The sequence below is a fragment of the Micromonospora chalcea genome, assembly GCF_002926165.1.
GTDB classification, from domain to species: Bacteria; Actinomycetota; Actinomycetes; order Mycobacteriales; family Micromonosporaceae; genus Micromonospora; species Micromonospora chalcea.
The window spans coordinates 1-21,523 of record NZ_MAGP01000013.1 but is presented as its reverse complement, the minus strand read 5'-3'; the positions used below and the strand labels follow the sequence as shown (position 1 = coordinate 21,523).

The window sequence follows — 21,523 nt, the reverse complement described above, 5'->3', positions numbered from 1 at the left end:
GGAATCCATCCTCGGGGTCGCGAGCCCGAAAGCCCTCCGACCTGGGGTGGAATCCGTGCCGATCTTCCGGTGAGGGTCGACCCCCATCCGGGCTCAGGGTGGCCCCTGACCGGCCGGCGACGCCGACGCTAGAGCCTCACCCGGCGTGATGGTCAACACATCAGCCCCGCCGCTGGTCACGGTAGGTGACCCGCGCCACCTCACCGCCCCGGACGAACCAGACCCGTCTCGTACGCGAGCACGACCGCCTGAACCCGGTCGCGCAACCGTAGCTTCGTCAGCACGTGCCCGACATGGGTTTTCACAGTCGTCTCGCTGACCGACAGCACCCGGGCGATCTCCGCGTTGGACAGACCGCGCGCCATGTGGGTGAGCACCTCCCGCTCCCGGTCGGTCAGCGGGTCCAGCGCCCGCGCCGGCGCTGCGGCCGGGTCGGGCAGCAACTCGGCGAAGCGGTCCAGCAGTCGGCGCAGGATGCGCGGGGACATCGCCGCGTCCCCGGCCGCCACCGTGCGGATGGCCGCGACCAGGTCCTCGGCCGGCACATCCTTGGTCAGGAACCCGCTGGCGCCGGCCCGCAGCGCCCCGACGACGTGTTCGTCCTGCTCGAACGTGGTGAGCACCAGCACCCGAACCGGTAGCCGCGCGGACACGATCGCGCGCGTCGCGGTCACCCCGTCCATCCGCGGCATCCGGATGTCCATCAGCACCACGTCGGGCAGCAGCCGCCGCGCCAGGTCCACCGCCTCCGCGCCGTCGCCGGCCTCACCCACCACGTCCAGGTCGTCCTCCGCGCCCAGCACCATCCGGAATCCGGTACGCAGCAGCGGCTGGTCGTCGGCGAGCAGAACCCGCACCGGCCGGGACACGGCGCCGTCGGTCATGCGTCCCCCTCGTCGTCCGGGCGGCGGTCCGGCCGGGACCCGTCGGCGCCGGCACGCGCGCGATCCGCCCGGCGTGAGCCGGGCCGCGGTAACCACCGTAGAGGTCACCGGTCGCGCGGTCGCCGATCAGGCCGCCCCGATCCCGCAGGTTGGCCGGGCTCCGCGCGCTCAGGCCCGCGCGGGATCGCAGGCGCTCTGCGCGCCGGGTCCGCGCGGGATAGCGGGCGGTCTGCGCGCCGGTCATGCGCGGAATGGCCCGCCGGTCCGGGGCGGTCCGGCCAGGCGTCAGCCCGGGCGCCCTCCGGCCAGCGCCGAATACTCGACGGCTGGGGCCGGAGGTTACTCGTCGGCGCCGGGCGCCACCGGGCGGGAGCGGGCGTCCACCAGCGGGTCGGGCGCGGCGGCGGCCACCGGGAACGGCGGCGGCGTGCCGCCGTAGCTCGGGCACAGCGCCTGGTGGCTGCACCAGTCGCACAGGCGGCTCGGGCGGGGCCGGAAGTCCTGCCGGGCGGTGGCCTGCTCGATCGCCCGCCACAGCGCCACCACTGTGCGCTCGAAGCGCACCAGCTCGTCGGCGTCGGGGGCGTAGTCGCAGACCTCGGCGTCCTTGAGGTAGAGCAGGCGCAGCACCCGCGGCACCACGCCCCGGGTGCGCCACAGCACCAGGGCGTAGAACTTGAGCTGGAACAGCGCCCGCGCCTCGAACGCCTCGCGCGGCGCGCCGCCGGTCTTGTAGTCGACCACTCGCAGCGCGCCGTCGGGCGCCACGTCGAGCCGGTCGAGATAACCCCGGATGAGCAGCTCGTCGTCCACCACCGCGGAGATCAGCGCCTCGCGCTCGGCCGGCTCCAGCCGGCGCGGGTCCTCCACCGCGAAGTAGCCGTCCAGCAGCGCCGTCGCCGACCGGAGGAACTCCTGCGGACCGGCGGTGTCGCCGTCGGCGAACAGCGAGGCCAGCTCCGGCTCCTCGGTGACCAGCCGGTCCCACTGCGGCGCGACCAGATCACCGGCCGACTCCGGGGTGCGCGCGGCGGCCGGAAGGTCGAACAGCCGCTCCAGCACGGCGTGCACGAGCGTGCCCCGGGCCTGCTCGACAGTCGGCCGCTCGGGCAGCCGGTCGATGCTGCGGAACCGGTAGAGCAGCGGGCAGGTCTTGAAGTCGGCCGCCCGGGACGGCGACAGCGACGCCCGCACCGTGACCGGCGCCGGTGCCGTCTGGTCGCCGTGGCTGTCGATCATCGGTTCCGCCGTCATGCCCGGAAGGTTAGGCCACGCCTGTGACACCGCCACCGTCGCCGCACCGGAGCATGATCGGATCTCCCTCTCAGTGACCGCGGCGGCCCGCCGCGCACGCTCACGTAGCATCGGGCCGGTGCAGCAGCGGAGCCGAGGACCCCGCCGGCCGGGGCTCAGCCTCGGCCGGGTGCTCGGGGTGCCGCTGCGCGTCGACGCCTCGATGCTGCTGCTCACCGTCGTCGTCACGGTGCTGTACGCGGCGCTGGCCCGCCGCCAGCTCGACCTCGGCCCGCTCGGCGGCTACCTGGTCGGGTTCGGCTTCGTGGTCTCGCTGCTCGGCTCGGTGCTGCTGCACGAGCTGGGGCACGCGCTGACCGCCCGCCGCTACGGCATCGGTGTGCGCGGGATCACGCTGGAACTGCTCGGCGGGTACACCGAGATGGACCGCGACGCACCCACGCCGCGGATCGAGCTGCTGATCTCGCTGGCCGGGCCGGCCGTGTCCGCCGTACTCGGCGCCGGCGCGGTCGCCGCCACCCTCGCGCTTCCCGCCGGCACGCTCGGCCACCAGCTCGCCTTCCAGCTCGCGGTCAGCAACGTCGTGGTGGCGATCTTCAACAGCCTGCCCGGTCTGCCGCTGGACGGCGGGCGGGCGCTGCGCGCCGCGGTGTGGGCGCTCACCCGCGACCGGCACCGCGGCACCGAGGTGGCCGGCTGGGTCGGCCGGGCCGTCGCGCTGGGCACGCTGGCGCTGGTCGTGGTGCTCACCATGCGCCGGGCGCTGGCCCCGCTGGCCCTGCCGCTGCTGCTGCTCGTCGCGCTGACGCTGTGGCGCGGCGCCGGCCAGTCCATCCGGCTGGCCCGTATCGGCCGGCGCCTGCACCTGGTCGACCTGGCCCGGCTGGCCCGCCCGCTGCTGCCGGTGCCCACCGGCACGCCGCTGGCCGAGGCCCAGCGCCGCCGCGACGAGGCGGCCACCCCGCACGCGGCGCTGGGCGTCGTCGACTCCGCCGGCCGTACCACCGCCGTGGTCGACCCGGCGCGCGCCGCCGCCGTACCCCCGGAACGGAGGCCGTGGGTCGCGGTGGACGAGGTGGCCCGCGACCTGTCCGCGGTGCCGGCCCTGCCGGTCGGCGCGGACGGCGAGCGGGTCCTGGAGACCGTACGCACCCACCCGGGCGCGCAGTACGTCGTGACGGCAGGCGAAGATGTGGTCGGCGTGCTGCACATCGCGGATCTCGCCCAGCTCCTGGAACCCAAACGGAAGACGAACACGTGACCGTAGAGATCTCCACCGTCCCGGCGTTGCCCCCGGTCCACCGCGGGCCGTTCCGGCCGGGCGACCGGGTCCAGCTGACCGACCCCAAGGGCCGGATGCACACCGTGACGCTGGAGCCCGGCAAGGAGTTCCACACCCACCGGGGGATCCTCAAGCACGACACCCTGATCGGCCTGCCCGACGGCAGCGTGGTCACCACCGCCGGCGGCGGCACCGCGTTCCTGGCGCTGCGGCCGCTGCTGTCGGACTACGTGCTCTCCATGCCGCGGGGCGCCCAGGTGATCTACCCGAAGGACTCGGCGCAGATCGTCGCCATGGGCGACATCTTCCCCGGCGCCAAGGTGCTGGAGGCCGGCGCCGGGTCCGGCGCGCTGTCCTGCTCGCTGCTGCGGGCCGTCGGCACCGAGGGCGAGCTGCACTCGTTCGAGCTGCGCGACGACTTCGCCCAGATCGCCCGCCGCAACGTGGAGGCGTTCTTCAACGGCCCGCACCCGGCCTGGAACCTGCACGTCGGCGACGTCGCCGACTGCGCCGAGACCGGTTTCGACCGGATCATCCTGGACATGCTGACGCCGTGGGAGATGCTCGACATGGTCGAGCGGGCGCTGGTGCCCGGCGGCGTGCTGATCGGCTACGTGGCCACCACGCCGCAGCTGTCCGAGCTGGTCGAGGCGCTGCGCGAGCGTGGCGGCTGGACCGAGCCGCGCGCCTGGGAGTCGCTGGTGCGCGACTGGCACGCCGAAGGGCTGGCGGTCCGCCCGGACCACCGGATGATCGCCCACACCGCGTTCCTGGTCTCCGCCCGCAAGCTCGCCCCCGGGGTCACCGCGCCGCCGCGCCGCCGCAAGCCCAGCAAGGGCGCCGAGGCGTACGCGCAGCGCCGCGACGCCCTGCGCGCCGCCGCCGCGGCCCGCGCGGAGCAGGAGCCGCAGGAGTCCTGACCCCCGACGCGCGGGCGCGCGCGTACGGGCGGATCATGTGTGCCGGTGGGCACGACACCTGAGCGGGTGGAGACGGTGGCATGAGCGAGCGGATCGGGGCGCGCGTCGGGCGGCGCGCCCGTGCCGGTGACCTGGACCGGTGGCAGCACGGCGGCGCGGCCCGGTGGGAGGCGGCGTGAGCAACCCCGGCTACGGCAACGGTGACCTGCCCGCCGTCTTCCCGGACTGGTCGCCCTACACCGACCTGGAGTCGGCCGCCCGCGCGTACCTGCGCGACCCGGACATCGCGCTGGAGGCGCTCGACGGCGTGCTGCGCGGCGCCTCCGTGCTCGGCTTCACGCTGGAACGGTTCGTCAACGAGGTGAACGGCGTGTGGCAGGAGGTCGTCGTCTGCGACGGCAGCCGGCTGGTGCTCTGGCACGGCGAGGACGTGCCACCGGGGGAGGGGCCGCCCGGCGCGATGACCTCGTCGCTGCGGGTGGTGCCGCTGTCCACCGTCACCGAGGTCGGCTGCCGGCGGCGGCTCATGCGGGCCGAGAACGGCACCGTACGGGTCGACAGCATCGACGTGTACCTGCTGCTCAGCTCCCTGGACGAGGCGCCGCCCAGCGACGAGGTGGCGGGCGCGCCCCGGCACGACGCGCTGCGTTTCGGCAAGACCCTCGACGACGGCGGGGCGGGGCAGATCGCCCGGCTGGAGGAGTTCGCCCGGCTGGTCGCCTCGGTGGTCGGCCGGCCCCTGCTCTGAGGCGGACGAACGACGGGCCGGGGACGTGTGGTCCCCGGCCCGTCGTGCAGCTGTCCGGGCCTCAGTCGTCGGCCTCCGGGCCGGCCACCTCGACGCCGTCGCTGCCGCGCACGACGTGGATGCACTCGCCCGGGCACTCCTTCGCCGAGTCGATCACCTCGAGGCGCAGGTGCTCCGGCACGTCCACCCGGGCGCCGGGGGCCTGCCGCAGTTCGCCGTCGGGGCCCTTGACGTACGCCAGGCCGTCGACGTCGAACTCGAAGACCTCCGGCGCGTACTGCACGCAGAGCCCGTCACCGGTGCAGAGGTCCTGGTCGACCCAGACCTGCAACTGGTCGGTCGCGACGTCGGTCACGAAGCACCCCCCATGTTCTCCCGTCCCACGCTCCGACGGTACCCGAACGCCCGTACCCACCCCGCGACCAGCCCTTCGCGATCAAGCTTCGGTGACGAGCGCGTTGCTGTGGACCGAATCGGGCTCATAGCGGCTAGTGTTAGGTCAGAACGTTCAAGCCCCCCGGGGAGGTGGGACGTGGCACGCAGCGACGACGCGGACTCGCGCGCCGCACGGTGGGAAAAGGAAGCCCACGATCTCTCCACGCAGGTCGCGTTCCTGCAAGAGGAACTCGCTCTGGTGCGGCGCAAGTTGACCGAAAGCCCTCGACACGTCCGGCAGCTCGAAGAGCGGCTGGCGGCCACCCAGGCCCAGTTGGCGCGGCTGACCGAGAACAACGAACGGCTCGTGAGCACCCTCAAGGAGGCTCGCGCGCAGATCGTGACGCTCAAGGAGGAGATCGACCGGCTCGCCCAGCCACCGAGTGGCTACGGCGTCTTCCTGGCCAAGCACGACGACGGCACGGTGGACGTGTTCACCGGCGGGCGCAAGCTCCGGGTGGCGGTCTCGCCGTCGCTGGAGGCCGACGAGCTGCGCCGTGGCCAGGAGGTCCTGCTCAACGACGCGCTCAACATCGTCGACGCGTTCGGTTTCGAGCGGGTCGGCGAGGTCGTGATGCTCAAGGAGATCCTGGCGGGCCCGGACGGCGCGCCGGGTGACCGGGCGCTCGTGGTGTCGCACTCCGACGAGGAGCGGATCGTGCACCTCGCCGAGACCCTGATCGGCAGCGCGATCCGGGCCGGCGACTCGCTCATGATCGAGCCCCGCTCGGCGTACGCCTACGAGCGGATCCCGAAGAGCGAGGTCGAGGAACTGGTCCTGGAGGAGGTGCCCGACGTCAACTACGAGGACATCGGCGGCCTCCAGGCGCAGATCGAGCAGATCCGCGACGCGGTGGAGCTGCCCTTCCTGCACTCCGACCTGTTCCGTGAGCACCAGCTCCGGCCGCCGAAGGGCATCCTGCTCTACGGTCCGCCCGGCTGCGGTAAGACGCTGATCGCCAAGGCGGTGGCCAACTCGCTGGCCAAGAAGATCGCCGAGCGGGAGGGCAAGGAGCGGCACACCAGCTTCTTCCTCAACATCAAGGGCCCGGAGCTGCTCAACAAGTACGTCGGCGAGACCGAGCGGCACATTCGGCTGATCTTCCAGCGGGCGCGGGAGAAGGCCGGTGAGGGCACTCCGGTGATCGTGTTCTTCGACGAGATGGACTCCGTGTTCCGCACCCGCGGCTCCGGCGTCTCCTCGGACGTGGAGAACACCATCGTCCCGCAGTTGCTCAGCGAGATCGACGGCGTGGAGGGCCTGGAGAACGTCATCGTCATCGGCGCCTCCAACCGGGAAGACATGATCGACCCGGCGATCCTGCGTCCCGGCCGGCTCGACGTGAAGATCAAGATCGAGCGGCCGGACGCCGAGGCGGCGAAGGACATCTTCTCCAAGTACATCCTCGCCGGCCTGCCGCTGCACGCCGACGACCTGGCCGAACACGGCGGCGACGCCCAGGCCACCGTCGCGGCGATGATCGACGCGGTGGTCCTGCGGATGTACTCCGAGACCGAGGAGAACCGCTTCCTCGAGGTCACCTACGCCAACGGCGACAAGGAAGTCCTCTACTTCAAGGACTTCAACTCCGGCGCGATGATCCAGAACATCGTCGACCGGGGCAAGAAGATGGCCATCAAGGAGTTCCTCACCTCCGGCCGCAAGGGGCTGCGCCTGCAGCACCTGCTCGACGCCTGCGTCGACGAGTTCCGGGAGAACGAGGACCTGCCCAACACCACCAACCCCGACGACTGGGCCCGCATCTCCGGCAAGAAGGGCGAGCGGATCGTCTACATCCGCACGCTCGTCTCCGGCGGCAAGGGCGCCGAGGCCGGACGGTCCATCGAGACCGCCAGCAACACCGGCCAGTACCTGTAGTCCGACCCTGCGACGAAGGCCCGTGGCGCACCCGCCACGGGCCTTCGCGCGTACGCAGGGAAGCCGCCACACCGGACCCGGCGCTGCCGCCACGCCCCCTCGGCGCGTCACGCCGACTACGCTCGACATGACGGGGACCGGGACGGCGAGCGGGAGCGGGCAGGTCGATGAGCGTCAGAAGGATCATGGGCACCGAGGTCGAGTACGGCATCTCCGTGCCCGGTCAGGCCGGAGCCAACCCGATGGTCACCTCCTCCCAGGTGGTAAACGCCTACGGGGCGCGGCCGGAACTCAACCGGGGCGGCCGGGCCCGCTGGGACTACGAGGAGGAGTCGCCACTGCGCGACGCGCGCGGGTTCACCTACTCCGGCGCCGCGTACGACCCGGCCGAGGCGCTCGCCGACGAGGACCTCGGCCTCGCCAACGTCATACTCACCAACGGCGCGCGGCTCTACGTCGACCACGCCCACCCGGAATACTCCACGCCCGAGGTGACCAACCCCCTCGACGTGGTCCGGTGGGACAAGGCGGGGGAGCGGGTGATGGCCGAGGCGGCCCGGCGGGCCGCGACCATCCCGGGCACCCAGCCGATCCACCTGTACAAGAACAACACCGACAACAAGGGCGCCAGCTACGGCGCGCACGAGAACTACCTGATGCGCCGGCAGACGCCGTTCGCCGACATCGTGGCGTACCTGACGCCGTTCTTCGTCACCCGGCAGATCGTCTGCGGCGCCGGGCGGGTCGGCATCGGCCAGGACGGCGGCCAGACCGGTTTCCAGATCTCCCAGCGGGCCGACTTCTTCGAGGTCGAGGTGGGGCTGGAGACGACGCTCAAGCGGCCCATCATCAATACCCGCGACGAGCCGCACGCCGACGCCGACAAGTACCGCCGGCTGCACGTCATCATCGGCGACGCCAACCTCTCCGAGATCTCCACGTTCCTCAAGGTCGGCACCACCGCGCTGATCCTCACCATGATCGAGGAGAAGGCGCTCGGCGCGGACCTGGGCATCGCCGACCCGGTGGGGGAGCTGCGCGCGGTCAGCCACGACCCGTCGCTGAAGCACCTGATGCGGATGCGCGACGGCCGCAAGCTCACCGCGCTGGACGTGCAGTGGGCGTACCTGGAACGGGTCAGCTCCTTCGTGGACGACCGCTACGGCAAGGACGTGGACGCGCAGACCGCCGACGTGCTGCGCCGTTGGGAGAGCGTGCTGGACCGGCTCGGCCGCGACGCGTTCGAGTGCGCAGACGAGCTGGACTGGGTGGCGAAGCTGCGGCTGCTGGAGGGCTACCGGGAGCGGGAGAAGCTCGGCTGGGGCTCGCACAAGCTGCAGCTGGTCGACCTGCAGTACTCCGACGTGCGGCCGGAGAAGGGCCTCTACCACCGCCTGGTGCAGCGTGGCTCGATGAAGACGATGCTCAGCGACGAGCAGACTCGCGCCGCGATGACCGAGCCGCCGGAGGACACCCGGGCCTACTTCCGGGGCCGCTGCCTGGCGCAGTACGCCTCCGAGGTGGTCGCCGCGAGCTGGGACTCGGTCATCTTCGACGTGGGCCGGGAGTCGCTGGTGCGGGTGCCGATGATGGAACCCGAGCGGGGCACCCGGGCGCACGTCGGTGAGCTGTTCGACCGCTGCGAGAGCGCCAAGGATCTGCTGGAGACGCTCACCGGCGGGTGACCCGGATGCCGGAAGGCCCGTCGGGTGCCGGAACCGGGCGCGCGGCGGGCCTTTCGTCGCTCCCGCGAGGTAAGTTGATCGCAGGCGATCGTGGAGGAGGCACCACCATGGCGACCCAAGAGGGTGGGCAGACCCAGTCCGGCAAGTCCCGCGAGGAGGTCGACGAGGTCACCGCGGAGGCGAACCCCGAGGTGGCCGAGCGGCACGCCGAGATCACCGAGGACGTCGACGACCTGCTCGACGAGATCGACTCCGTCCTGGAGGAGAACGCAGAGGAGTTCGTGAGGGGATATGTGCAGAAGGGGGGTCAATGAGGCTTATGTCCGATTTGCCGGAGGCTTCGGACAAGCTTTGCCCCCAGTGCCGCCGCTCGCTTCCCGCGTCGGCGTTCCACCGTAATCGGCGTCGTCCAGACGGGCTGGCGTTCTACTGCAAGACGTGTGCCGCTGCTCGCTCAGAGGCGAGTCGCCGGAAACGTGGCATCGCGCCGCAGCGAAGGGCTGCCGTGCCGGTAGCGGACGGCCTCAAGTGGTGCCCCGACTGCGAGCAGATCAAGCCCGTTGACGATTTCCCCCGAACGACCAACGCCAGCGGTCGGCACAGCTACTGCAAGCCGTGCCACATCGCCCGCGGTAACGAGACGAAGCAGCGGCTCTACGGTGGCAATCGCGAGTACCACCTGCGCCGCCGCTACGGGGTCGGGGAGAAGGAGTTCCAGGAGCTCCTGACCGAGCAGGGCGGCGTGTGCGCGATCTGTCGGCGCCCCGATCCGGAACATCTGGACCACGATCATCGCACCGGATGGGTGCGCGGGATACTCTGCTTCAACTGCAACGGTGGTCTTGGCCAGTTCAAGGACAACGCCGAAGTCCTGGCCAGGGCGATCACGTACCTGAGAGGAACCACGTGGCAGCGGGTTTTGATCCATCCGGGCGTCTTCCAGATGTGTTCACCAACGCGGGGACGTCCTCCTTCACAGCGTTCCTGAGCAAGGTGGCCCCCGAGATGCTGCCCGGCCGTCGGCCGCTGCCGCCCGGCATGGCCGCCGACATGGCGCCGCACGCGACCACCATCGTGGCCATCTCGGCCGCCGGTGGCGTGGTCATGGCCGGCGACCGGCGCGCCACGATGGGCAACCTGATCGCCCAGCGCGACATCGAGAAGGTGCACCCGGCCGACGCGTACTCGCTGGTCGGCATCGCGGGCACCGCGGGCATCGGCATCGAGCTGATGCGACTGTTCCAGGTGGAGCTGGAGCACTACGAGAAGATCGAGGGCGCGATGCTCTCGCTCGACGGCAAGGCCAACCGGCTCGCCTCGATGATCCGCGGCAACCTGGGCGCGGCCATGCAGGGCCTGGCCGTGGTCCCGCTGTTCGCCGGTTTCGACCTGGCGGCGAGCGATCCGGCGCGGGCCGGGCGGATCTTCAGCTTCGACGTGACCGGCGGCCCGTACGAGGAGACCGGCTACGACGCGATCGGCTCCGGCTCGCTGTTCGCCAAGTCGGCGCTGAAGAAGCGGTTCCGGACCGGCCTGTCGGTCGAGGACGCGACGCGGCTGGCGGTCGAGGCGCTCTACGACGCGGCGGACGACGACACCGCCACCGGCGGTCCGGACCTGACCCGGCGGATCTACCCGGTCGTGATGACCGCGACCGCCGAGGGCACGCACCGGCTCACCGACGCCGAGACGGCGGCGATCGCGGAGAGCGTGGTGGCCGGCCGGATGGAGAACCCCGGCGGCTGATCCCGCTTCCCGTCCACCGACTCAGCAGTCCCGCACCATCAGGTCCGAAGGAGAACCGCCGCCGTGGCCATGCAGTTCTACGCCTCGCCCGAGCAGATCATGCGCGACCGCTCCGAGCTGGCCCGCAAGGGCATCGCCCGGGGCCGCAGCGCGGTGGTCCTGAGCTACGCCGGCGGGGTGCTCTTCGTCGCCGAGAACCTGTCCAGCACGCTGCACAAGGTCAGCGAGATCTACGACCGGATCGGCTTCGCCGCCGTCGGCCGGTACAACGAGTTCGAGAACCTGCGCCGCGCGGGCGTGCGGATGGCCGACCTCAACGGCCTGAGCTACGACCGGCGGGACGTGACCGGCCTGGCGCTCGCGAACGCGTACGCGCAGACGCTGGGCGCGATCTTCACCGAGCAGTCGAAGCCGTTCGAGGTGGAGATCTGCGTGGCCGAGGTGGGCGCCACGCCCGAGGACGACTCCCTCTACCGGGTGACCTACGACGGCTCGGTGAACGACGAGCCGGGCCGGATGGCGATGGGCGGCCAGGCCGAGGCGATCAGCGGGGTGCTGAAGAACGAGCACCGGCCGGAGATGTCGCTGTCGGAGGCGGTCCGCGCCGCCATGAAGGCGCTGAGCAGCGTCGGCGGCGAGGGCGGGGCGGCCCGTACCATCGCCGCGAACCAGCTGGAGGTGGCGGTCCTGGACCGACGCCGGGTGGGGCGTACGTTCCGGCGGGTCACCGGCGCGGCGCTGACCGCGCTGCTGGACGGTGACGCGGAGGCCGACACCGCGCCGGCGCCGGGCCGGGCGAAGACGCCGACGGTGCCGACGGAGGAGGCGAAGAAGCCGACCACGTCGGCGGGCTCGGCCGATCTGGAGGGCAACGCGGAGGACAAGCCCGCCGAGTGACACCTGCGCTCAGACCCCGTCGCCGCGCCGCGGTGGCGGGGTCTTTCGCGTACGTGAGGCCGCCGGCTTCCCGGTCCGCGTGGGGGAGATCGCAAGCGGTGAGCGTCGGCGATGCCCATCGGAGGCTCCGGGCGGCTAATGTCTCATCATGGAGCGGCGAATCTTCGGCCTCGAAACCGAGTACGGCGTCACCTGCACCTATCGCGGGCAACGTCGACTGTCCCCCGACGAGGTCGCGCGGTACCTGTTCCGGCGGGTGGTGTCGTGGGGCCGGTCGAGCAACGTGTTCCTGCGCAACGGCGCCCGCCTCTATCTGGACGTGGGCTCGCACCCGGAGTACGCGACGCCGGAGTGCGACTCGGTGACCGACCTGGTGGCGCACGACCGGGCCGGTGAGCGGATCCTGGAGGGGCTGCTCGTCGACGCGGAGAAGCGGCTGCACGACGAGGGCATCGCGGGTGAGATCTACCTGTTCAAGAACAACACCGACTCGGCCGGCAACTCGTACGGCTGCCACGAGAACTACCTGGTGTCCCGGCACGGCGAGTTCGGCCGGCTCGCCGACGTGCTCATCCCGTTCCTGGTCACCCGGCAGTTGATCTGCGGCGCGGGCAAGGTGCTGCAGACGCCGCGCGGCGCGGTCTACTGCCTGTCGCAGCGGGCCGAGCACATCTGGGAGGGCGTCTCGTCGGCGACCACCCGCAGCCGGCCGATCATCAACACCCGGGACGAGCCGCACGCGGACGCGGAGCGGTACCGCCGGCTGCACGTGATCGTCGGTGACTCGAACATGAACGAGGTCACCACGCTGCTGAAGGTCGGCACCGCCGACATCGTGCTGCGGATGATCGAGGCGGGCGTGGTGATGCGGGACCTCACGCTGGAGAACCCGATCCGGGCGATCCGCGAGGTGTCGCACGACATCACCGGCCGGCGCAAGGTGCGGCTGGCGGCCGGCAAGGAGGTCTCGGCGCTGGAGATCCAGCAGGAATACCTGGCCAAGGCGACGGAGTTCGTGGAGCGCCGGGGCGGTGACCAGACCGCGAAGCGGGTGGTCGATCTGTGGGGGCGGGTGCTGCGCGCGGTCGAGACCGGCGATCTGGACCCGGTGGCCCGGGAGATCGACTGGGTCACGAAGCTGAAGCTGATCGAGCGGTACCAGCGCAAGCACGACCTGCCGCTGTCGCACCCGCGGGTGGCGCAGATGGATCTGGCGTACCACGACCTGCGGCGCGGGCGCGGCCTGTACGGGCTGCTGGAGCGTCGCCGCGAGGTGGACCGGGTGGCCACGGACCCGGAGATCTTCGAGGCGAAGGAGACGCCGCCGCAGACCACCCGGGCGCGGCTGCGCGGCGAGTTCATCCGGCACGCCCAGGAGAAGCGGCGTGACTTCACGGTGGACTGGGTGCACCTGAAGCTGAACGACCAGGCGCAGCGCACGGTGCTGTGCAAGGACCCGTTCCGGGCCTACGACGAGCGGGTGGAGCGCCTGATCGCCAGCATGTGACCGCCCACGGGCGGCCGGTGCCCGGCACCGGCCGCCCGTGGCACGGGTAGGCTGTCGTCGCGATGAACACTTCCGAATCCGCCGGTCGCCCCGACCGTGAGACGTCCTCCGGCCGCGACGGCGGCGAGAAGCTCAACTGGATCGATCGCCGCCGGGAGAAGATCCGGGCCGAGATCGAGCGCAACCGGCGCGGTGACTACACGGTCCCGACGTGGGTGCTGGCGGCGGCGCTGGTGCTGATCGTCGGCGGGTGGCTGGCGTTGATCCTGCTGCTCGGCTGAGTTCGGCTCAGTTGTACGGCATCCGGGGGAACCAGCCGAAGCCGAACATGGCCGGCACCCGGATGTCCCAGTAGATGACGGTGAAGACGCCGAGCGCGACGAGCAGCGCTCCGGTGACGGCGGCGGCGCGGCGGGGGTCCGCCATCCAGGCGAGGAAGCGTCCGCGGCTGATCGCCACGGCCAGGGCGAAGACGGCCGTGACGAGCAGGATGTTCCCGAGGGACTGCAGCGTGAACGCCAGCGCCCCGTAGAGCGGGTTGCCGGTGTCGACGGCCCAGTGGAACAGCTTGTTGAACATCGGGTAGGGGCGGCCGACGAGGAACCCGCCGACGAGCGCGCCGATGGTGATCACCCGGGCGACGGGCCGGTGCGCGAAGATGTCCGGCACGAGCTTGAGCGCGGCGAGCCCGAGGTAGGTGAGGGCGAGTCCGATGACGCCGAAGACGACCGAGGACTGGATGAGGCGTACCGGGACGGTGCCGACCGTCTCGGTGGACAGCTGGGGCAGCCGGTCGCCGAGCAGGACGCCGATGATGCCGTAGGCGGCCGAGACGACGACCACGCCGAGCGCGAGCCAGCCGACCGGGCGCAGCAGGGCGCGCAGCGCGGACCGGGTGCCGCCGGCGGGGTCGGCGCCGGAGACCTGGCTCATCGGCCCGACCGAGGCCGCCACGGCGATGTTGCAGGCGGTGAAGGTGCCGGCGAAGCCGGAGACGAAGGCGAAGAGCATCCCGGCGACGGCGCCGGTGATGGCGGTCTCCTTGGCGTCGTGGCCGAGCACGGTGTTGGCGACGTTGTCGCCGATGACCTTGTCGACGAGCTCGAAGGACCACAGGACGGCCAGCAGCACGCCGGCTGCCGCGCTGATCAGGGCGAGTCGGAGGGGATGCGGCGGGCGGTGGGTGGAGATCCCGGCGTCGGGGGCCGCGTTCGGGAGTTGTCGCAGTGCCATGGGGGGTCGCCTCCTAACGGCGGCCAGCCGCGTTTCCCGCGCGGCTGCCTGGCGCGGACGGCGGTGACGGGATGGCCGGAGTCGATTTCCCGGACAGTATGGGGAGGCCGCGCAGGGCCCTGGTTCTTCGACCATGCTGACCTGTCTCCGGTGTCTGGCCCGGGCGGCGGGGGTGGCGGCACTCTGGACGGCGGGTCGCCGGCGTGACCGGGCCGGCACGGACAGGGGAGCGTGACGTCATCGCACACATCGATCTCGGGCTGGACGAGAAGGCCTATCCGGGCATCCAGGGGCCGCTGCGGTTCCGTCCGGAGACGGCGAAGCCGCTGGGCGAGCTGGCGGAGGTGCTGTTGCGCGCTCCGCATCCCACCTTGACGCCGGGGGAGCGGGAGCTGATCGCGGCGTACGTCTCCGGCCTCAACGACTGCGACTTCTGCTGTTCGTCACACGCGGCGTTCGCCGCCGCGCAGCTGCCCGCGGGGATGGAGTTCGTCGACCGGGTGCGCGCGGACGTGGCGACCGCGCCGGTCGGCGCGAAGCTGCGGGCGCTGCTGCACATCGCCGCCGCGGTCCGGCGCAGCGGCCGGGAGGTCACCACCGAGCTGGTGGAAGCGGCACGCGCGGAGGGCGCCACCGACCTGGAGATCCACGACACGGTGCTGATCGCGGCGGCGTTCTGCATGTTCAACCGCTACGTCGACGGGCTGGGCACGTGGACGCCGCAGGATCCCGAGGTGTTCGCGCGGGCCGCCGACCACCTGGTCGCGAACGGCTACCTGGCGATCTGAGGGCGGCGGGGCTCAGCCCAGCAGGCGGGCCGCGTGGCGGCCGGCGGCAGCGGCGGCCAGGAAGTAGGCGTGGTCGGCGTCCAGGCCCCGGCCCATCGTGGACAGGCCGACCGGGCCGGCCCGCAGCGCCGCGTCGAGGCCGTCGGTGGGCACTGTGACGATCGTGTGCCGGTCGGCCAGCGGCGCGAGCGCCGCGGCGACCTCCGCCGCGAGGGCGGGGTCGAGGCCGTCCGGCACCACCAGCTCCGCGGGGGCCAGCGCGACCCGGCCGTACGCGGTCAGGCTGTGGTGGGAGACGCCACGGTGCCGGGGCCGGGCGTCGGCGTCGGAGATGCGCAGCGAGCCGACCGGGCGCCCGCCCAGCGTGGCGACCGCGTTGACGGCTTCGCCGACGGCGACGCCGGAGAAGCCCCAGCGGGTGCCGGTGCCGAGGTTGCCGGGGCCCTGGGCGACGATCGTCAGGTCCGCGCCGAGTACGTGCCGGGCGGCGAGCAGGCCGCTGTGCAGCGTGCTCGCCTCCAGGTCGCCGCCGAACGCCTGACCCACGCTCACCGTGCCCACGAGGTGCCCGGCCAGGCCGGCCAGGGTGCGGGAGAACCAGGCGGGCAGCGCCCCGCCGTCGGTGAGCACGTACGCGACCCGGGCGTCGGGCGCGGCGGCGCGTACCCCGGCCAGGATCGCCGGCAGCGCGGAGTGCAGGTCGGCGGTGACCACCGGCATGCCGTCGACCGACTCGGCGGCGGCGAGCAGTTCGTGGTGCGGCGACGCCTCCTCGTCCACGCCCAGCAGGATCGGCTGCAGCGGCGTGTAGCGGGCCTTGACCAGGTGCCCGGCGTCGCGGCTGTCGCCGGCCTGCGGCGGGTCGGCGGGCAGCCGGTCGGGCAGCGCGACGACCAGCGCGTAGCCGCCGGTGCCGAGGCCCATCAGCAGCGCCCCGGCGTTGAGCAGCACCCGGTCGCCGGGCTCGGGCTCGCCGACCAGCGCCGGGTAGGCCAGGGCGCGCATCCGGACGCCGTCGGGCAGGTCGACGTCGAGTTCGACGGCGCCGGCCCATCGTCGCCGTACCGCCGTAACCGTGCCGGACCGCCATCGCACCATGCGGTGCACGGTATCGGCCGGGGTGCGGGCGGGCCGGGGGCGGGTCAGGTGTCGCCGTCTAGCGGGCGACCCGTCTCGTCCTGGGTGGTGCGGGCGGGCCGCCCGGCCGTGCGGGAGCGGGTGGGGTCGAGGAAGACGTACGCGATCTCCGGGAAGCGCCCGGTGAGCCGGCGTTCGGCCTCGTCGGCGGCGGCCTCGATGTCGGCGCCGGTGGCGTCGTCGTGGAAGTCGACCTTGGCGGCGACGAGGATGTCGTCGGGGCCGAGGAACATGGTCATCAGCGTGTCGATCCGGTCCACCGTCGGCACGTCCGCGAGCTCCCGTTCGATGCGCCGGTGCAGGCGGTCGGAGACGGAACGGCCGACCAGCAGCGAGATGTTGCTGCGGGCCAGCACGACGGCGACCACGAGCAGCAGCACGCCGATGAGGATCGAGGCGATCCCGTCGTACAGCTCGTCGCCGGTGAGGTGGGACAGGGTGAGCCCGGCGGCGGCGATCAGCAGGCCGACCAGCGCGGCGCTGTCCTCCAGGAAGACCGCCTTGACCGTGGTGTCGGCGGTCAGGCGCAGGTAGCGGCGAGGGGTGGTGCCCCAGCGGCGCGACTCGCCGCGCACCTGCCGCACCGCCCGGGCCAGCGACACCGACTCGATGGCGAACGAGACCGCCAGCACCACGTACGCGACGAGGTACTCGCCGCTGTGCTCGTGCACCAGGATGGTGGTGACGCCGTGGGTGATGGCGAAGCCGGCCCCGGCGACGAAGGTGAACAGCGCGGCGAGGAACGCCCAGACGTAGCTCTCCTTGCCGTACCCGAAGGGGTGCCGGGTGTCGGCGGGCCGCGCGCCCCGGCGCAGCGCCAGATAGAGCAGCACCTCGGTGGTGGTGTCGGCGAGCGAGTGGGCGGCCTCGGAGAGCATCGCCGCGGAGCCGGAGATCAGGCCCGCGACCAGCTTGGCGACGGCGATGGCGAGGTTCGCCGCGCCGGCCACCACGACCGTGCCGACGCTCTCGGTCTTGACCTCCGCTTCCACCATGCGCTCACCCTATGACCGGTCGATGCCCGTCGCCGGTCGGGAAGACCTCCGCGCCGCGCCGCGCGGGTGCCCGCGCGCCATGCGCGGGCTGCTAGCGTTTGCACGTGTCCCGGACCCGTACCGAACGCCTGGTCAACCTGGTGATCTGCCTGCTGTCGACGCGACGCTTCCTGACCGCCGCGCAGATCGCCGCGACCGTGCCCGGCTACGAGCACGACCCGGACGACGCCAAGGACCACGAGGCGTTCCAGCGCAAGTTCGAGCGCGACAAGGCCGAGCTCCGTGAGCTGGGCGTGCCGTTGGAGACCGGCACGGCCAGCGTCTTCGACGCCGAGCCGGGCTACCGGATCGCGCCGCGCGCGTACGCGCTGCCCGACATCCCGCTCGAACCGGACGAGGCCGCGGCCGTGGGCATCGCCGCGCGGTTGTGGCAGCACGCCGGGCTGGCCGCTGCCGCGTCGTCCGGGCTGGCGAAGCTGCGCGCCGCCGGCATCGACGTGGACCCGCAGGCCACGCTGGGCCTGGAGCCGATGGTCACCGTCGACCCGGCGTTCGCGCCGCTGACCGCCGCTGCGCGGGACCGCCGCGAGGTCAGCTTCGACTACCGGGTGCCGGACCGGGACGCGCCCACCCGCCGCCGGGTGCAACCGTGGGGCGTGGTCTGCTGGCGCGGCCGGTGGTACGTGGTCGGTCACGACCTGGACCGCGCGGCGACCCGCTGCTTCCGGCTGTCCCGGGTGGTCGGCACGGTCCGGGCGACCGGCGAGCCGGGCGCCTACGAGCCGCCCGTCGGCGTCGACCTGATCAGCCACGTGGCCCGCTGGTCCGGGCCGGTGGAGCGCACCGGCCGGGCCACGGTGCTGGCCACTCCGGGCCGCGCCGCCGGGCTGCGCCGCTGGGCGGTGGAGTGCCAGGCCGGTCCGGACGGCGACCGGCTGGTGCTGCCGTACGCCGACGCCGACTACCTCGCCGGCCAGATCGTCGGGTACGGCCCGGACGTGCGGGTCCTGGAGCCACCGGAGGTACGGGAGGCGGTCATCCAGCGGCTGAAGAGGGTCGCCGCCCGGCACGACGAGCTGGCGACCGCGGGGGGTGCCCGGTGACCCGCCCGGCCGCCCGCGCCGGCCGTGCCTCCGCCGACCGGCTGGCCCGGCTGCTCAACCTGGTGCCCTACCTGCTGGCCCGCCCCGGCATCGAGATCGCCGAGGCGGCGCACGACCTCGGGGTGACCGAGAAGCAGCTCCGGGAGGACCTGGAACTGCTCTGGGTGTGCGGGCTGCCCGGCTACGGCCCCGGTGACCTGATCGACATGGCGTTCGACGGCGACCGGGTCACCATCACCTACGACGCCGGCATCGACCGGCCGCTGCGGCTCACCCCCGACGAGGCGCTGGCCCTGGTGGTGGCGTTGCGGATGATCGCCGAGACGCCCGGGGTGGCCAACCGGGAGGCGGTCGAGCGGGCGCTCGCCAAGATCGAGAACGCCGCCGGTGACCTGGCCGGCGCGCCGGTGGAGGTCCGCCTGCCCGGCGACAGCGCCCGGGTACGCGAGCTGCGCGCCGCCGTCGAGCGCGGCCGGGCGCTGCGGATCACCTACTACACCGCGGCGCGGGACGAGACCACCGAGCGCACCATCGACCCGCTGCGGATGCTGATGGTCGGCGGCCGGGCGTACGTGGAGGCGTGGTGCCGCCGTGCCGAGGCGGTGCGGCTGTTCCGGGCCGACCGGATCGACGCGGTGGCCGAGCTGCCGGAGCAGGCGGTCGTGCCGCCGCAGGCCCGCCCGCACGACCTCAGTGACGGCGTGTTCCGCCCGTCGGCCGACCTGCCGCTGATCACGCTGCGGATCGGCCGGGGCGAGCGGTGGATCACCGAATACTATCCGTGCGAGCGCGTCGAGGCCGACGGCGAGCAGTGGCTGGTGTCGCTGCGCGTCACCGACCTCGGGTGGGCCCGGCGGTTCGTGCTCGGGCTGGGCCCGGAGGTGACGGTGGTCGCCCCGGCCGAGCTGGCCGAGCAGGTACGCGCCCAGGCCGTGGCCGCGCTCGACGCGTATGCGACCCCGGCCGGCACCGCCGACCCGGCGGCCGCCGGCGTCACCCGATAGGCTGACCGCGTGGTGATGTGGATCGTGCTCGGGGTCGTGCTGTTCGCGCTTGTCGTCCTGGCGCTGGCGGTCCGTCCGGTGGTGAGCCGCCTGTCCGGGCTGCGCCGTTCCGCGCTGGCGTTGCAGCGCCGGGCGGCCGAGGCGGAGTCGCTGCGTACCGCCGCCGAACAGCTGCAGGCGCGGGCCGAGTCGCTCCAGGAACGGATCGTCGTCGCGCAGGAGCGGATGACGTTGATCAAGGCCAAGCGCGGCGACTGATCGACGGCCCCCGGCCCGGTGAGCGTCGTTTGCGCGTAACCGGGCGGTTGCGCGCAGAAATGCGCGGACCTGGACGGTTGACGGGACACTTCGGGTTGGTCGAAACTTCACCGATCGGGCTCGCACCAGCAGGCCCACCGGGGTGGCAAGCCGCTGCGACGCACGTACGATGGGCGGCGACCCACCCTCACCGACACAGAGCGACTGGAGCTTCCCATGGGTGCCCTCAAGCCGTGGCACATCGCCGTACTCGTGGTCGTGCTGATCCTGCTGTTCGGCGCGAAGCGGCTCCCCGACGCGGCCCGCTCGCTGGGCCGATCCCTGCGGATCATCAAGGCCGAGACCAAGAGCCTGCAGGACGACGACCGTAACCTCGCCGAGAAGGCGGACGCGCAGGCCGGCTACCAGCCGCTCCCGCCGCAGCAACCGGTGCAGGGGCAGCCGTACGCGCAGCAGCAGCCGTACACGCAGCAGCCGTACGCGCCGCAGCCGCAGCAGCCGGTCGCGCCGCCGGCCGACCCGGTGCAGCGCGTCCGCGAGAACTGATCCGAGAGGGCCCCAACCACCGTGGCCTTCGGGTTGAAGAAGCGCGGCCCGAGCAACTTCGCGCGGGCCGCCGACGGCTCGATGACGCTCATGGAGCACATCCGTGAGCTGCGCAACCGGCTGTTCCGGGCGTCGCTGGCGATCCTGGTCGGCTTCGGCTTCGGCATCTGGCTGGCCGAGCCGGTCCGGGAGTTGCTGTCGAAGCCCTACTGCGAGCTGCCGCAGTCGCTCGACCCCGACACCGGCAAGTGCAACTTCGTGCAGCTCGGTGTCGCCGACGTCTTCCTGCTGAACCTCAAGATCGGTCTCTGGGTCGGTCTGATCATCGCGGCGCCGATCTGGCTCTACCAGCTCTGGGCGTTCATCGCGCCCGGCCTGCACCGGCACGAGCGGCGGTACGCGTATGTCTTCACCGCCCTGGCGGCCCCGCTGTTCGCGGCCGGCGCGGTGCTGGCGTTCTTCGTCACCACCAAGGGACTCGAGTTCCTGCTCGACATCTCCGGCGACGACATCGCGACCACCCTCGAGGTGACCCGCTACATCTCGTTCGTCACGAACCTGATCATGCTGTTCGGGGTGGCGTTCGAGTTCCCGCTGATCGTGCTGATGCTCAACTTCGTCGGCCTGGCCAGCGCCAAGCGGCTGCTCAGCTGGTGGCGGGTGGCGGTGTTCGTGTTCTTCGCGTTCTCCGCCGTGGTCACGCCGACACCCGACCCGTTCGGCATGACCGCGCTGGCGATCTGCCTCTGCGCGCTCTACTTCGCCGCGGTGGGGGTGGCGTTCATCAACGACAAGCGGCGCGGTCGCGGGCGTGAGGTCTACGCCGGCATCGCCGACGACGAGGTGTCACCGCTGGACCTGTCGACCGAGCCGGTGCCCGCCGGGGGCCGGATCGAGGCGTCCGTGCCGATCGGCGCGCCCGAGCCCGTCGTCGCCCCGAAGCCGATCGAACGCCGCTACGACGACATGACCTGACCGACCCCGCTCACCTCCGGACGCCGTCCCCACCTCACGGGGGCGGCGTCCGCGTTTCCGCAGCCGCCCCTCGCCGCCGCGCCGAGTGCCCTCCGCCGACCTTGAACTCGATGCCCGCGCGACGGCCCGCCCTCACGTTGATCATGGACTTGCTGCCCCTCGGATGACCGGTTTCCGCACTTTGCCCGGGCAGGAAGTGCAAGATCGCCGGGCCGGGGCCGGGGCCGGCGACGATGCACTTCCTGCC

General features: G+C 72.4%; 24 protein-coding genes. 17 read left to right on the top strand and 7 right to left on the bottom strand.

The window, feature by feature from the left end; genetic code table 11:
• Positions 1–200: 200 nt before the first annotated feature.
• On the bottom strand, positions 201–884 hold the full coding sequence (locus BAW75_RS02530; protein WP_064446104.1) for a response regulator: 684 nt from the start codon (positions 882–884) through the stop codon (positions 201–203).
• Positions 885–1,223: 339 nt separating this feature from the next.
• Positions 1,224–2,138, bottom strand: coding sequence for a RecB family exonuclease (locus BAW75_RS02525; RefSeq protein WP_043324392.1), 915 nt, complete (start codon positions 2,136–2,138; stop codon positions 1,224–1,226).
• Between the two features lie 118 nt (positions 2,139–2,256).
• On the opposite strand from BAW75_RS02525, the gene BAW75_RS02520 reads away from it, so the two are divergent.
• The 3 genes from BAW75_RS02520 to BAW75_RS02510 all read left to right on the top strand — a co-directional run bounded on the left by BAW75_RS02520 (position 2,257) and on the right by BAW75_RS02510 (position 5,088).
• Positions 2,257–3,399, top strand: a complete 1,143-nt coding sequence (locus tag BAW75_RS02520) for a M50 family metallopeptidase (RefSeq protein WP_402927317.1) — start codon at positions 2,257–2,259, stop codon at positions 3,397–3,399.
• Positions 3,396–4,340, top strand: a complete 945-nt coding sequence (locus tag BAW75_RS02515; protein WP_043324388.1) for a tRNA (adenine-N1)-methyltransferase — start codon at positions 3,396–3,398, stop codon at positions 4,338–4,340. The genes BAW75_RS02520 and BAW75_RS02515 overlap by 4 nt, the downstream gene beginning before the upstream one ends.
• 175 nt (positions 4,341–4,515) lie before the next feature.
• Positions 4,516–5,088, top strand: a complete 573-nt coding sequence (locus BAW75_RS02510) for a hypothetical protein (protein WP_043330176.1) — start codon at positions 4,516–4,518, stop codon at positions 5,086–5,088.
• Between the two features lie 61 nt (positions 5,089–5,149).
• Here the strand turns inward: BAW75_RS02510 and BAW75_RS02505 are convergent, their stop codons facing one another.
• Entirely contained in the window at positions 5,150–5,443 is a 294-nt protein-coding gene (locus BAW75_RS02505) for a ferredoxin (protein WP_043324386.1), read from the bottom strand.
• 177 nt (positions 5,444–5,620) lie between these two features.
• Between BAW75_RS02505 and arc the strand changes: the two genes are divergently transcribed.
• The 8 genes from arc (at position 5,621) to BAW75_RS02465 (ending at position 13,518) form a co-directional block, all read left to right on the top strand.
• The gene (gene arc / locus BAW75_RS02500; protein WP_043324384.1) at positions 5,621–7,402 is read left to right on the top strand and encodes a proteasome ATPase; all 1,782 of its coding nucleotides are present in this window, start codon (positions 5,621–5,623) and stop codon (positions 7,400–7,402) included.
• A gap of 167 nt (positions 7,403–7,569) precedes the next feature.
• On the top strand, positions 7,570–9,087 hold the full coding sequence (dop, locus tag BAW75_RS02495) for a depupylase/deamidase Dop (RefSeq protein ID WP_104112476.1): 1,518 nt from the start codon (positions 7,570–7,572) through the stop codon (positions 9,085–9,087).
• A 107-nt stretch (positions 9,088–9,194) separates the two neighbouring features.
• Positions 9,195–9,401: a ubiquitin-like protein Pup gene (locus tag BAW75_RS02490; RefSeq protein ID WP_030504127.1), complete on the top strand. Its 207-nt coding sequence runs from the start codon at positions 9,195–9,197 to the stop codon at positions 9,399–9,401.
• 191 nt (positions 9,402–9,592) lie between these two features.
• Entirely contained in the window at positions 9,593–10,075 is a 483-nt protein-coding gene (locus BAW75_RS02485) for an endonuclease VII domain-containing protein (RefSeq protein WP_104112475.1), read from the top strand.
• Positions 9,994–10,833: a proteasome subunit beta gene (prcB, locus tag BAW75_RS02480; protein ID WP_030504129.1), complete on the top strand. Its 840-nt coding sequence runs from the start codon at positions 9,994–9,996 to the stop codon at positions 10,831–10,833. The genes BAW75_RS02485 and prcB overlap by 82 nt, the downstream gene beginning before the upstream one ends.
• Before the next feature lie 63 nt (positions 10,834–10,896).
• On the top strand, positions 10,897–11,730 hold the full coding sequence (gene prcA, locus BAW75_RS02475; RefSeq protein ID WP_043324381.1) for a proteasome subunit alpha: 834 nt from the start codon (positions 10,897–10,899) through the stop codon (positions 11,728–11,730).
• 148 nt (positions 11,731–11,878) lie between these two features.
• Complete coding sequence (pafA, locus tag BAW75_RS02470; protein WP_030504131.1) at positions 11,879–13,237, top strand: Pup--protein ligase; 1,359 nt, start codon at positions 11,879–11,881, stop codon at positions 13,235–13,237.
• A gap of 62 nt (positions 13,238–13,299) precedes the next feature.
• A complete protein-coding gene (locus BAW75_RS02465) occupies positions 13,300–13,518 on the top strand; it encodes a hypothetical protein (protein WP_030504132.1) in 219 nt (72 codons plus the stop codon).
• 7 nt (positions 13,519–13,525) lie between these two features.
• Here BAW75_RS02465 and BAW75_RS02460 read toward each other — a convergent pair whose 3' ends face one another.
• Positions 13,526–14,470: a hypothetical protein gene (locus BAW75_RS02460; protein ID WP_104112474.1), complete on the bottom strand. Its 945-nt coding sequence runs from the start codon at positions 14,468–14,470 to the stop codon at positions 13,526–13,528.
• A gap of 239 nt (positions 14,471–14,709) precedes the next feature.
• On the opposite strand from BAW75_RS02460, the gene BAW75_RS02455 reads away from it, so the two are divergent.
• Positions 14,710–15,258, top strand: a complete 549-nt coding sequence (locus BAW75_RS02455) for a carboxymuconolactone decarboxylase family protein (protein ID WP_104112536.1) — start codon at positions 14,710–14,712, stop codon at positions 15,256–15,258.
• Positions 15,259–15,270: 12 nt separating this feature from the next.
• Here the strand turns inward: BAW75_RS02455 and BAW75_RS02450 are convergent, their stop codons facing one another.
• Together BAW75_RS02450 and BAW75_RS02445 are read right to left on the bottom strand one after the other, a co-directional pair.
• Complete coding sequence (locus BAW75_RS02450; protein ID WP_104112473.1) at positions 15,271–16,356, bottom strand: DUF3866 family protein; 1,086 nt, start codon at positions 16,354–16,356, stop codon at positions 15,271–15,273.
• Positions 16,357–16,400: 44 nt separating this feature from the next.
• A complete protein-coding gene (locus BAW75_RS02445) occupies positions 16,401–17,390 on the bottom strand; it encodes a cation diffusion facilitator family transporter (protein WP_043324375.1) in 990 nt (329 codons plus the stop codon).
• A 104-nt stretch (positions 17,391–17,494) separates the two neighbouring features.
• On the opposite strand from BAW75_RS02445, the gene BAW75_RS02440 reads away from it, so the two are divergent.
• The 5 genes from BAW75_RS02440 (at position 17,495) to tatC (ending at position 21,276) form a co-directional block, all read left to right on the top strand.
• The gene (locus tag BAW75_RS02440; protein WP_104112472.1) at positions 17,495–18,493 is read left to right on the top strand and encodes a helix-turn-helix transcriptional regulator; all 999 of its coding nucleotides are present in this window, start codon (positions 17,495–17,497) and stop codon (positions 18,491–18,493) included.
• Positions 18,490–19,497: a helix-turn-helix transcriptional regulator gene (locus BAW75_RS02435; protein WP_043324373.1), complete on the top strand. Its 1,008-nt coding sequence runs from the start codon at positions 18,490–18,492 to the stop codon at positions 19,495–19,497. Before BAW75_RS02440 ends, BAW75_RS02435 begins: the two co-directional genes overlap by 4 nt.
• Positions 19,498–19,512: 15 nt before the next feature.
• A complete protein-coding gene (locus BAW75_RS02430; protein WP_409073879.1) occupies positions 19,513–19,755 on the top strand; it encodes a hypothetical protein in 243 nt (80 codons plus the stop codon).
• Positions 19,756–19,971: 216 nt separating this feature from the next.
• A complete protein-coding gene (tatA, locus tag BAW75_RS02425; RefSeq protein WP_104112471.1) occupies positions 19,972–20,301 on the top strand; it encodes a Sec-independent protein translocase subunit TatA in 330 nt (109 codons plus the stop codon).
• Between the two features lie 21 nt (positions 20,302–20,322).
• Positions 20,323–21,276 (top strand): twin-arginine translocase subunit TatC, encoded by a 954-nt coding sequence (gene tatC, locus BAW75_RS02420; RefSeq protein WP_104112470.1) that lies wholly within the window; start codon positions 20,323–20,325, stop codon positions 21,274–21,276.
• A 34-nt stretch (positions 21,277–21,310) separates the two neighbouring features.
• Here tatC and BAW75_RS32555 read toward each other — a convergent pair.
• The coding region (locus BAW75_RS32555) for a hypothetical protein (RefSeq protein WP_208635169.1) at positions 21,311–21,523 on the bottom strand (213 nt) is incomplete at its 5' end.